Origin of the sequence: Pseudomonas sp. C5pp, from assembly GCF_000814065.1 — a bacterium.
Taxonomy (GTDB): domain Bacteria; phylum Pseudomonadota; class Gammaproteobacteria; order Pseudomonadales; family Pseudomonadaceae; genus Aquipseudomonas; species Aquipseudomonas asiatica.
Genome location: NZ_JWLN01000030.1, coordinates 1 through 11,691 on the forward strand (window position 1 = coordinate 1; position 11,691 = coordinate 11,691).

The 11,691-nt window shown below is 63.4% G+C and carries 11 protein-coding genes; 1 reads left to right on the forward strand and 10 read right to left on the reverse strand.

Annotated features, from left to right (window positions below; all coding sequences use genetic code 11):
• Positions 1-132: 132 nt before the first annotated feature.
• On the forward strand, positions 133-1,242 hold the full coding sequence (locus RR51_RS21640; RefSeq protein ID WP_039614633.1) for an NAD(P)/FAD-dependent oxidoreductase: 1,110 nt from the start codon (positions 133-135) through the stop codon (positions 1,240-1,242).
• A 19-nt stretch (positions 1,243-1,261) separates the two neighbouring features.
• Here the strand turns inward: RR51_RS21640 and RR51_RS21645 are convergent, their stop codons facing one another.
• The 10 genes from RR51_RS21645 to ppa form a co-directional block, all read right to left on the reverse strand.
• Positions 1,262-1,939, reverse strand: coding sequence for a c-type cytochrome (locus RR51_RS21645; protein ID WP_039614634.1), 678 nt, complete (start codon positions 1,937-1,939; stop codon positions 1,262-1,264).
• A 9-nt stretch (positions 1,940-1,948) separates the two neighbouring features.
• Complete coding sequence (locus RR51_RS21650) at positions 1,949-2,971, reverse strand: copper resistance protein B (protein WP_039614635.1); 1,023 nt, start codon at positions 2,969-2,971, stop codon at positions 1,949-1,951.
• Positions 2,961-3,308, reverse strand: coding sequence for a hypothetical protein (locus tag RR51_RS21655; protein WP_039614636.1), 348 nt, complete (start codon positions 3,306-3,308; stop codon positions 2,961-2,963). The genes RR51_RS21650 and RR51_RS21655 overlap by 11 nt, the downstream gene beginning before the upstream one ends.
• Complete coding sequence (locus RR51_RS21660) at positions 3,305-5,089, reverse strand: copper resistance system multicopper oxidase (RefSeq protein WP_039614637.1); 1,785 nt, start codon at positions 5,087-5,089, stop codon at positions 3,305-3,307. Before RR51_RS21660 ends, RR51_RS21655 begins: the two co-directional genes overlap by 4 nt.
• Before the next feature lie 368 nt (positions 5,090-5,457).
• Entirely contained in the window at positions 5,458-6,654 is a 1,197-nt protein-coding gene (locus RR51_RS21665) for an ABC transporter permease (protein WP_039614638.1), read from the reverse strand.
• On the reverse strand, positions 6,654-7,865 hold the full coding sequence (locus tag RR51_RS21670) for an ABC transporter permease (protein ID WP_039614668.1): 1,212 nt from the start codon (positions 7,863-7,865) through the stop codon (positions 6,654-6,656). The genes RR51_RS21665 and RR51_RS21670 overlap by 1 nt, the downstream gene beginning before the upstream one ends.
• Positions 7,865-8,551, reverse strand: coding sequence for an ABC transporter ATP-binding protein (locus tag RR51_RS21675; RefSeq protein WP_039614639.1), 687 nt, complete (start codon positions 8,549-8,551; stop codon positions 7,865-7,867). Before RR51_RS21675 ends, RR51_RS21670 begins: the two co-directional genes overlap by 1 nt.
• Positions 8,548-9,699: an efflux RND transporter periplasmic adaptor subunit gene (locus RR51_RS21680; RefSeq protein ID WP_039614640.1), complete on the reverse strand. Its 1,152-nt coding sequence runs from the start codon at positions 9,697-9,699 to the stop codon at positions 8,548-8,550. Before RR51_RS21680 ends, RR51_RS21675 begins: the two co-directional genes overlap by 4 nt.
• Positions 9,700-10,131: 432 nt before the next feature.
• Positions 10,132-10,833: a LexA family transcriptional regulator gene (locus RR51_RS21685; protein ID WP_039614641.1), complete on the reverse strand. Its 702-nt coding sequence runs from the start codon at positions 10,831-10,833 to the stop codon at positions 10,132-10,134.
• 287 nt (positions 10,834-11,120) lie between these two features.
• On the reverse strand, positions 11,121-11,648 hold the full coding sequence (gene ppa / locus RR51_RS21690) for an inorganic diphosphatase (protein WP_003255365.1): 528 nt from the start codon (positions 11,646-11,648) through the stop codon (positions 11,121-11,123).
• Positions 11,649-11,691 lie beyond the last annotated feature (43 nt).

Sequence of the window (11,691 nt, forward strand, 5' to 3'; positions counted from 1 at the left end):
AGCGCCGCCCGCGGGCGGCGCTCGGTCTCACAGGCGCTGCAAACCTGTCGGTATACACCTGATGGCCCGCTTGATTAGAGTGGCGCCTGGGGTGATACAGGCCAGTCAAGCCTTTCGACAAGCGAGGTGCAGGTGAGCGTTGATATCGAGTGTGTGGTGGTCGGGGCCGGCGTGGTCGGCCTGGCGGTGGCGCGCGCCTTGGTCCAGGCTGGCCATGAAGTGCTGGTGGTCGAGGCGGGCGAGGGCATTGGCGTCGGGGTCAGCTCGCGCAACTCCGAGGTGATCCACGCCGGCCTGTATTACCCCGATGGCAGCCTCAAGGCGCAGTTGTGTGTCGAGGGCAAGCAACGCCTGTATGCCTATTGCGACAGTCGGGGCGTTGAATACCAACGCCTCGGCAAACTGATCGTCGCCACCGATGCGGCCCAGGTCGAAGGCTTGCAGCGCCTGCTGGAGCAGGGCCGGCGCAATGGTGTCGATGACCTGCAATGGCTCGACGCCGACCAGGCGCGTGAGTTGGAGCCGGCGCTGTCATGTGTCGCCGCGCTGTGGTCGCCGTCCACCGGCATCATCGACTCCCACGGTTTGATGCTCGCCCTGCTGGGTGACGCCGAGGCCGCAGGCGCCACCTTGGTACTGCATACCCCACTGCTTGCCGCGCGGGTGATCGAGGCCGGTTTCAGCCTGGACATGGGCGGTGCCGAGCCGATGAGCCTGACCTGCCAGCGGCTGGTCAACTGCGCCGGGTTATCGGCAGTTGAAGTCGCTGGGCACATCACCGGCCTCGATCCGGCTCATGTGCCCAAGGCCTATCTATGCAAAGGCAGCTATTTCAGCCTGAGCGGTCGTGCGCCATTTCGGCACCTGGTGTACCCCGCACCGGAGCACGCCGGCCTGGGCGTGCACATGACCCTCGACCTGGGCGGCCAGGCGCGCTTCGGCCCGGATGTGGAGTGGGTGGAACATATCGACTACCCGGTAGACCCCCGGCGCGGCGACAGCTTCTATGCCGCCGTACGGCGCTATTGGCCCGACCTGCCCGACGCCAGCCTGCAACCGGCCTACAGCGGCATCCGCCCGAAAATCAGCGGCCCGCAGGACCCGGCGGCGGACTTTGTCATCAGTACGCCCGCCGAGCATGGAGTGCCGGGGCTGGTGAACCTGTTTGGCATCGAGTCACCGGGGTTGACCAGTTGCCTGGCATTGGCGGATCGCGTGCTGCATACCCTGAGTGACAACTGAGGGCAAGGCGAAGCTGCCTTCAGTCTTTATGCATGTGCTGCTTGCCATCACGATGAGTATGGGCCTTTGAATGCCCCTCATCATGCTGGCCTGCGCCCGAGGCCTGCTCACTGTGGTGGCCAGGCACGTTGCCGCGGTGCTGGCCTTCATGATTGTGCATTTCACTTTCGCCACCACCATGCTGGTGGCCGCCACTGGCCGCGACCATCGTTTTGTACTGCTCGGCGTTCAACTGGGGTAGCTGGTCCAGGAAGGCGACGATGCCCCAGATGTATTCATCGCCCATGCTCTTGCCCCAGGCCGGCATGCCGGAGGCCTTGATACCGTGCTTGATGATCCAGAACGCCGCAGCAGGGTCGCCACCGATACCGCTTTTGGTCAGGTTGGGGGGTGATGGATACAGAGCCTGGCTGAGCTCGGTCTTCTCGACGCCAGGGGCAAGGTGGCAACCGATGCACATGGCATTGTAGTTACCGGCGCCGGTACGAATCAGCGCTTCATCTTTCAGGTCTGGCACCTCGATGTCCCTGGCCCGTACTGCGATCGAGCGGTCCCGTGCCATGGCCAGAAAGGCATGCACGGCGGGGAAATGGGGATCATCGGCCCCCACATTGACCAGGCCGGAGTACGCAGCACCCAGCACGGCCACGCTGGCCATTGCGCCTGCTGCAACAAGCGTTGTTATTGTTCTTTTCATGTCTGGTTCTCAAAACCACATGCGAATACCGGCCACGAAACGCGCTTCATCCACATCACCACCGTCGTCGCGGACGAAATCGGCGGTTTTGCCGTAGGAGCGGCTCCAGGTGATGCCGATGTAGGGGGCGAACTGGCGGACAATTTCATAGCGCAGGCGCAGCCCGACTTCGGTATTTGCCAGGCCGGAACCCACACCGCGCCCAGGGTCGTTCTTGCCATAGAAATTGGCTTCAGCGGTCGGCTGCAGGATCAGGCGGTTGGTCAGCAGAATGTCATAGTCGCCTTCCAGGCGAGCGGCAGTCTGGCCGTTCTCGCCAATGAACGCGGTGGCTTCGGCTTCGAAGTCGTAAAGCGCCATGCCCTGGATACCGAACGCCGCCCAGGTCTGGGGAGATTCAGGCTTGAAGTCCTGGCGCACCCCGGCAACCACATCCCACCATGGGCTGATCGAGCGGCCGTACAGCAGCTGCAATTCGGCATCTTCGGTGACACCGTTGGTACGTTCACCTTCGGAGCGGATCCACAGCCGGTTGATATCGCCGCCTACCCAGCCAGAAGCATCCCAGGCCAGCGTGCTGCCTTCATCCGCATCCTGGTACTCGAGCTGATCCAGCAGGAAGAAGCTGTTGATAGCACTGTCGTGCATCTGATGCCCACCCAATGGGGGGAAGGCTGCCTGGCGGTCGGCGTCGGTCAGGACCGGGATCGGGGTACGGCTTGTTGTCGGTGTATCCGCCGAGCCTTGGTTCATTGTCGAATGGTCCATAGCCTCATGATTCATAGCCTCATGATTCATAGCCTCATGATTCATAGCCTCATGATTCATAGCCTCATGATTCATAGCTCCATGATTCATAGCTCCATGATTCATCGCGCCATGGTCCATGCCCTGCATGCTGCCATGATCCATCTCGCCATGGTCCATCATCGAATGGTCCATTTCTTCAGCGGCGAAGCTGGGCGCAGCGCCCAGCGCCCCCAGCGTAACGGTCAGTGCCAGCAGCGATGGTCGTGCCAGGCTATTGAGCATCTTTCCCTGCCTTGGCTTTGTTACTGCCATGGGATTCCATCATCTTGCCGTGGTCCATGCCCTGCATCGAACCATGGTCCATACCCTTCATGGCGTCATGGTTCATACCTTTCATCGAGCTGTGATCCATCCCTTTCATGGCGCCATGGTCCATGCCCTTCATCGCACCATGGTCCATGCCTTGAGCACTCCTGGCTTCCTTGGCATCGGCAGACTGCTGATCGTTGCCGTCGGACCAGGATGATGGGGCATAAACTGCAAACAGGCCGGCTATCGCAGCAGAGAGGAAAAACGCGCTTCGTTTCATTGGTTTGCTCATCTCGGATCTCCAGTTCATTCGTCCACACGGACTTCGCGGAACATGCCCATTTCCATGTGGAACAGCAGGTGACAGTGATAGGCCCAACGCCCCAGGGCATCTGCCGTGACGCGATAGCTTCGTTTTGAGCCAGGCGGCATGTCGATCGTGTGTTTGCGCACCATGAAGTTGCCGTTCTCATCCTCCAGGTCGCTCCACATGCCATGCAGGTGGATGGGGTGAGTCATCATGGTGTCGTTGACCAGGGTGATGCGCAGGCGCTCGCCATACTTGAGGCGCAGTGGCTCGGCATCGGAAAACTTGATGCCGTCGAAGGACCAGGCGAACTTTTCCATGTGGCCGGTGAGGTGCAACTCGATTGTGCGACCAGGCGCGCGGCCGTCCGGGTCCGGGAAGGTGCTGCGCAGGTCGGCATAGGTCAGCACACGGCGGCCGTTGTCACGCAGGCCGATGCCCGGATCGCCCAGTTTTGGCGTCGGGGTCATCGTTTGCATGTCGACCAGGGGGTTGTTGGTCTCGGACTCTGGGTGGCTCTGCATGGGCGCGCTGGTGCCAGCCATTTCGCCATGGTCCATGCCGGCCATGCTGCCATGGTCCATGCTGCCGTGGTCCATGCCAGCCATGTCACCGTGGTCCATGCCGGCCATGCTGCCGTGATCCATGCCGCCCATACCGCCATGGTCCATGCCCATATCGCTCATGGAAATGGTCGGCCGTGGATCGACAGCGGGAACAGGGGCCTGCAAGCCCTCGCGAACCGCCAGAGTGCCCCTGGAATACCCGGTACGGTCCATGGATTGGGCGAAAATGGTGTAAGCCTGCTCGCTTTCGGGTTCGACGATGACATCGTAGGTTTCGGCAACGGCAATGCGGAACTCGTCGACCGCAACGGGTCTGACATGCTGCCCGTCCGCCGCGACAACCGTCATCTTCAGGCCGGGAATTCGCACATCGAAATACGTCATGGCCGAGCCGTTGATGAAGCGCAGGCGGATTTTCTCGCCCGGCTTGAACACGCCCGTCCAGTTGCCGTCGGGGGCCTGGCCGTTCATCAGGTAGGTGTAGGTGTAGCCGCTCACGTCAGCGAGATCGGTGGGGCTCATTTTCATCTCGGCCCACATCTTGCGGTCGGCTACCGCGGCGGACCAGCCCATTTCGCTCACATCGTTGACGAAATCGCCCACCGTGCGCTTGTGGTAGTTGTAGTAGTCGGACTGCTTCTTGAGCTTGGACAGCACCCGTGCAGGGTCTTCATCCGTCCAGTCGCTGAGCATGACCACGTAGTCCCGGTCATAGGTGAACGGCTCAGGCTCTTTCGCGTCGATGACCAGGGCGCCATACACCCCGACCTGCTCCTGGAAACCGGAGTGGCTGTGGTACCAGTAGGTGCCGTTCTGCTGGACCTTGAACTTGTACTCATACATGCCGTCGGGGGCGATGCCATGGAAGCTCAGGCCCGGCACGCCGTCCATGTTCGCCGGCAGGATGATGCCGTGCCAGTGGATGGAGGTGTCCTGCTGCAAGCGGTTGCGCACACGCAGCGTGACGGTATCGCCTTCGCGCCAGCGCAGGATGGGCCCGGGAATGGAGCCGTTGATGGCCATCGCTGTACGCGAAGCGCCGGTAATGTTGACCGGCAGCTCACCGATGTAGAGGTCGAAGTCGGTGCCGCTCAGCACACTCGGTTGGCCCGGGCTGGTCACGGCCCAGACCGGCGCGCGCCACATGCCAAGCCCGCCAAGCAGTCCGGTAGCGGCCAGGCCTTTGACGAAAGAGCGTCTGGTGGTTTTGCTTTGCATGCCGTTGCGTCCAGTCAGTCGAAAAGTTGCTGGTATTCAGGCGGTTCAACGCCCCAGCCCGTGGGGCTAGAAGCCCCCACAATCTTCCTTAACGCTAGCGGACCTGCGCTGTCAGCTGGCTGAGTTTCAGATTACTTTTCTGTCAGCTTGTGGTGGGTCAAATTCAGTAAGCGCGCCGCGCGCCCTGTGGGAGCGGGTTCACCCGCGAAGAATGCGACACGGTATATGGCACCGGCTTTGCCGGTGTTCGCGGGTAAACCCGCTCCCACAAGGCCCTGCGAAATCTTTGGGTTATGTATTCTGTAGGAGCGGGCGTGCCCGCGAAGGGCTGCAAAGCAGCCCCATCAAGGGGGTCTTTGGCCTGGCCGCTACTCGATGCGCAGCGCCGCGACCGGATGCAAGCGAGCCGCCCGCACGGCCGGGGCCAGGCCGGCGAGAATGCCGAGCACCGCCGCCAGCAGCAGCGCCAGCAGCAGAAACAGCGGTTGCAGCGCCAAGGGCAGGCTGGGCATGGCCAGGTGCAGTAGCCCCAGCAGCAGGCCCATCAACAGCAGGCCAAGCAGGCCACCGGCCAGGGACAGCAGCGTCGCTTCAGCGAGAAACAACCCAAGTACCTGCCGCGGACTGGCGCCAATCGCCCGCAACAGGCCGATTTCTGCCGTGCGCTCGCCCACAGTGGTCGTCATGATGGTGAGAATGCCGACGGCGCCGACCAACAGCGAAATGCCCCCCAAGGCACCAATGGCCAGGCTCAGGGTGCCGAGAACGCGGTTGAAGCTGCGCAGCATGTCGTCCTGGGTGGTCAGGCTGAAGTCCTCCGCACCGTGTCTTTCGCCGAGCACCTCGCGAATCTGCCGGCTCAACGCCCGTGAAGTGGTACCGGCGCCAAACACCACATGGGCTTTGACCACCCCGGTGCGGTTGAACAGGCCTTCCGCCCAGTCCACCGGGATGTAAGCGATATCGTCAAGGTTGAAACCGAGCAACTGGCCTTTCTCCGCCATCACGCCGATCACCCGGAAACGTACGCCGCCGACGCGGATCAGCTCACCCAGCGGGTTGCGCGCACCGAACAGCTCGGTACGCAGCTGATGGCCGAGCACCACATAGGGCGGCGAACGGCCGTCACGGGCCGGGGGCAGGAACTCGCCCAGGCTCAGTTGCATGCGCCAGGCCTGCGCCATCTGATGGCCGCCACCGAGAATGTCGCTGCGCCGGCTCAGTTGACCGAACTGGATATTCCCGCTGCCCTGAATGATCGGCACCGCCGCCTCGACATGCGGCAAGCGCCGCAGGGCGTCGGTGTCACTGATGGTCAGTGGCCGCACGCTGCCAAGCAGGCCGCCGAGGCCGCTGGTCTGGGTCTTGCCCGGGCGCATGGTGATGATCCGCGTACCAAACTGCGAGAAGTTCTCCAGCACATAGCCGCGCACGCCTTCGCCTATGGCCGTGAGCAGCGCCACGGCGGCTATGCCGATCGCTACCCCGAGCAGGGTCAGCAGGCTGCGCAGCGGGCGGCAGGTCAGCGCCGAGCTGGTCAGCCGGAAACCATCTTGCCAGCGCATCAGTGCGCCCCTGGCGGGCGTAGCGCTGCCACCGGCTCCAGCGCCGAGGCCCGAGCGGCCGGCAGCCAGGCGAACAGCAGCGCCGTGCCGAGTGCCAGCAGCACTGCGCCAGCCCGCGCCCACCAGGGGGCATAGAGCGGCAGATCGAACGCCAGGCGCCCCAGCCAGAGCAAGGTTTCGGCCAGCAGCAGCCCTGCCAGTGCCCCTGTCAGGGCCAACAGCGCCGCCTCGCCGAGGAACAGCAGGCGCAGCTGCGCCGCCGTCACGCCTATGGCTTTGAGCAGGCCGATCTCGGCGCTGCGCTGGCTTACTGCAATCCAGGTCACGTTCATGATCAGGATGCCTGCCACCAGCAGGCTGATCGCGGCAATGCCGGCCACCGCCAGGGTCAGCACCGCGAGTATCTGGTCGAAGGCGCTGAGCAGGCTGTCCTGGCTGACGAGGGTAACGTCCTCCTCATCCTCGTGACGCTCCTTGAGCGCGGCGAGTATCAGCTGCTTGCTACGGTCGAGAAAGCTCGGACCATGCACCTCGACAAACACCCGCGACAACCCTTCGCTATTGAACAAGGCCTGGGCGCTGGCCACCGGGATGATCAACATCTCGGCGAAATCCATCCCCAGCGATTCGCCCCGCTCGCCGAGAATGCCGACCACCCGGAAGCGCCGGTCGCCAGCGCGCAACCATTCACCCAGGGCCGGGCGAGCCCCGAACAGCTCGCGCCGGAGTTTGCCGCCGATCACGCAGACGGCTTCGGCCTGCTCAGGGTCCAGCGTCGGCAGGGGTTGGCCTTGTACGACGGTCAGTTGGCGAATGGCGAAGAAGTCCCGGGTGGTGCCCAGCGTCAGCACTTCACGATTGCGGTTGCCGACTATCACCTCCATCTGCCCGGCCTGCTGCGGCGCGACCCGGCGGATGCCCGGCAACCGGGTGATGGCCTGGACATCCTGCAAGGTCAACTCGTGTGGCGTCAGCCCGGTGAGCGGCGGCATTCGCCCGGTGGTTTCCTTGCGCCCTGGGAAAACGATGAGTATGTCGCGCCCGAGCAGCGAGAACTCGTTCAGGACGAAGGCCCGCGCCCCCGCGCCAAGACCGGTGAGCAGATTGACCGCGACCACCCCGATAGCGATGGCCAGCAGTAGCATCAGGCTGCGTGAGCGATGCCCACGCAAGGCACCTAGCCAGAAGCCCAGGGCATCGGCAGCGCGCATCAGGCCAGCGCCCACTGCGGCGCAATACTGTGGATCCGCCCATCACGCATGTGCAGCTGGCGCTGTGCACGGGCGCCCAGGTTGGCATCGTGGGTCACCACTATCAGGGTCAGGCCCTCGCCGTTGAGCTCCTCCAGCAGGCTGAAGACCTCTGCGCCGGCCTGGCTATCGAGATTGCCGGTGGGTTCGTCGGCCAACAGCAGCGCCGGCTGCATGACCATCGCCCGGGCGATCGCCACGCGCTGGCGCTGGCCACCGGACAGCTCGGCCGGGCGGTGGGCAATGCGCTCGCCCAGCCCCAGGCGTGCCACCAACTGGCTGCTGCGCTTGCGCCGTTGTGCCGCACCAATGCCGGCAAGGACCATCGGCAGCTCGATGTTTTCCAGCACCGTCAGCCGTGCGATCAGGTGGTAGGACTGGAACACGAAACCTATCAGCCGGCTGCGCAACTGGGCGCGGCGCGCCTCGCTCAGGGCCGCCGTGGCCTCGCCCTGCAGCCAGTATTCGCCGGCGCTCGGCGCGTCGAGCAGGCCGAGGATGTTCAGCAAGGTCGACTTGCCCGAGCCCGACGGGCCCATCACCGCCATGTAGTCACCGGCGGCGATGTCCAGGTCCAGGCCATCCAGCCCCATCACCTGCTGTTCGCCCAACTGGAAGCTGCGGCTGCCGCCGCGCAGGCGGATCATTTCTCGGTCTCCGCGGCATCCACCGGGATCACCGCCACGGTATCCTTGAGCCCTTCCTGCTCGTGGCTGGCGACTATGCGTGCGTCCTCGTCCAGCCCTGCAAGCACCTCGGTCCAGCGCCAGTTGCTCAGCCCGGTTTGCACCTGCACCTCGCGCAACACCCGGGCGCTTGGGTCATATCGCAGCACGCGCTGCCCCTCCAGCAGGGTCTCGGTGGGGATGCGCAAGGCGCCCGCGTGCTGCTCCAGGAGGATCTCGACATCGGCGCTATAGCCGGTGAGCAGGGCCAGGTCTGCCGGCGGCTGGTCGAAGCGCACCTCGACATCGACGGTGCGCGCCTGCTTCTCCAGTTCGCGCACATAGGGCGCGATGCGGCTGACGCGGCCGGTGAAATGCTGACCACGGAAGGCATCCAGGCTGATCCGTACGGCGGTTCCTGGGTGAACCCGGGCAGCGTCCACCTCATCGATCGGTGCCTCTACATACAGGCAGCTGTCGTCGATCAGGTCGACTGCTGGAGGCGTGGGAATACCTGGCGGCGAAGGGGTGACGAACTCGCCGAGTTCGCCGTTGATTTCCGCAACGATGCCGGCGAAAGGTGCACGCAGAGTTGTCTGTTCCAGCAGTGAACGCTGCAGCTGCAGGTTGGCGTCGGCCTCGCGGATCAGCACGGCACTGGCACTGCACATCAGTTTCGCCAGGTTGGCCTTGGTCGTGGCCTGATCGAGGCGGTCGGCGGCAATCAACTTGCGGTCGGCCAACTGGCCCAGGCGATCAAGGTCGCGCCGGTCCAGCAGAGCTTGCTGGCAGCGCTGTTCGCGGCTGTTGCGCTGGGCCTCCAGCCGCGCCTCGGATTCCTGTAGCCTGGCCTGTTGCTCGTCCTGCCGCAGGCGCATGAGCACCTGACCCGGCTGGACCCGCTGGCCCTCGCTGACCAGCAACTCGGCAACCTGGCCGCCGACATTGAAGGACAGGTGCGAGCGTCGACAGGACTTCAGCGTACCCGCGCGCGTGTTGGCCACCACCGTCTCCACCGGCCCCCGCTCAACTTCCAGCAGCCTGACCGGCACCGGCTGCGGTCGACTCAACCAGCCGCCCAACACCACGAGACAAGCCAGGATCGACGAGCCAATCAATAATTTGCGCATGGACTACACCTCCTCCCATATGGCTTGAGCCTAGATCAGGAGGGTGAAAGCTCCACGCGAAACGTCATTTATCCGACGATTTTCGGATGAGCGTTAGTATAGTGTCAGATAAATGGCGAATGAGATTTTTTTCGCTCACGCAGCGGCGATTCCCTGGCCATGGGAAGGCTGCAGAAAGTTTCAGAGGATGGGAATGGCGGGCATTAAAAAGCCGGCTTGTGGCCGGCTTCTCGGGGACGCTTCCGACTAATTTATGGTAAGCCGCAATCGCCTTAACTGTGTGGCCATCAAGGGCCTGAAAGAGATGGCAGATGCCCGTGTGGGATATCGCCGAGCCCTCTGGACCGCGGCTTGCGCCGGTCGGGGCTGAATGTGCGGCGTAGCATACAAGGGCGCGCGCAGGATGCCCAGCAAAAAATGGCACAGGTTGTTTCAGTCGGGCCGTTGCTGGCGGAAATGCGACCAGTGGAACACCCAGCCCAGGATCTTCAGCCCTTGTGTCTGGCGCTGGGCGGCGGTGTAGCGTTCGACCGCATAGTTGCGCCGATCATGGCTGTGCAGGTACAGCGTGCCGTGCTGGCCGAGGCTGAGGTTGTTAACCCTGAGCACGCCGTTGTGCAGCAGGGCATAGGTTTCGCCCTCGACCACCTGGGTCATGCTCAGGTCGATGGCCAGGGTAGCTTGCAGCGGAATCAGCGGGGTCATGTTGCTGGCGGGCATGGCCAGGCAGATGGCGTCGTCGGCATGCACTCCCAACCCTTTCAGGGCTTTTGCGGGCAGGCACAGGTGTTTGCCGGCCACGGGCGACAGCAGGCCGTTGTGCAACTCGTAAAAGGGCACCTTCAATGTACGGCCGCCTTGCGCCGATAGCGGCGTGCGCGGGTTGGCGGGCGCCGGCTCCGGTGGGCAGGTGCGCAGGATCGGGTTGTGGTGTTTGGGGCCTTCGCCCGTGCGCAACCAGCGACGATGCACGCAGAACAGGTCCGCCATTTCGTCCAGCCGGGCCAGGGGCACGCCGCGCTTGAGCCAGTTGTTGACGTGCTGGGGCGTGACGCTGCGCTGTGCGGCGAAATCGGAAGGGGTCAGGCCACATTCGTGGAGGAGGGCTTTGAGTCTGTCACCGGATGTGTTCATGGCGGCGAGTGTAGCGGCGGGGTGCCAGTAAGGATATGAACCGGATGTTGATGGGGCTTGTGTGAAAAGCGCCTGTTTGTAGGGCGTTGGAGTAGGACTGCGTAGGATTTTTTACTCTCCCAGGCAAGTGCGCGGTTCCTGTGGGAGCGGGCCGGCATCTAGAATTTGAGCAAGACAGTTGCTCCCACAAAAGTGCTGCGCAGGCAGGTCATCCAGTGCCAGGGCGACCAGCCATCCATCAGGCATAAAAAAACCCCGCCGAGGCGGGGTTCTTCATGCAACCGGCATCAGCCCTTGTAGGCAGCAACCGATTTGGTGATCGCGGCGCGGGCGGCGTCAGCGCCTTCCCAGCCTTCGATCTTGACCCACTTGCCCTTCTCGAGATCTTTGTAATTGGCAAAGAAGTGCTCGATCTGCTGGATCAGCAGGGCTGGCAGGTCGGTGTATTCCTTCACGTCGACGTACAGCTGCGACAGCTTGTCGTGAGGAACAGCGATGACTTTGGCGTCGCCGCCGCCGTCGTCGGTCATGTTCAGCACGCCGACCGGACGGGCGCGGATAACCGAACCTGGGGCTACCGGGTAAGGGGTAACGACCAGCACGTCCAGCGGATCACCGTCATCGGCCAGGGTGTTCGGGATGAAGCCGTAGTTGGCTGGGTAGAACATCGGGGTAGCCATGAAACGGTCGACGAACAGGGTATCGCTGTCCTTGTCGATCTCGTATTTGATCGGCGCGTGGTTGGCCGGGATCTCGATGGCGACGTAGATGTCGTTCGGCAGGTCTTTGCCCGCCGGAATCTTGCTGTAGCTCATTGGGCAGTGCCCCCGTGTTTGACCAAAAAGTGGCGGCGATTAT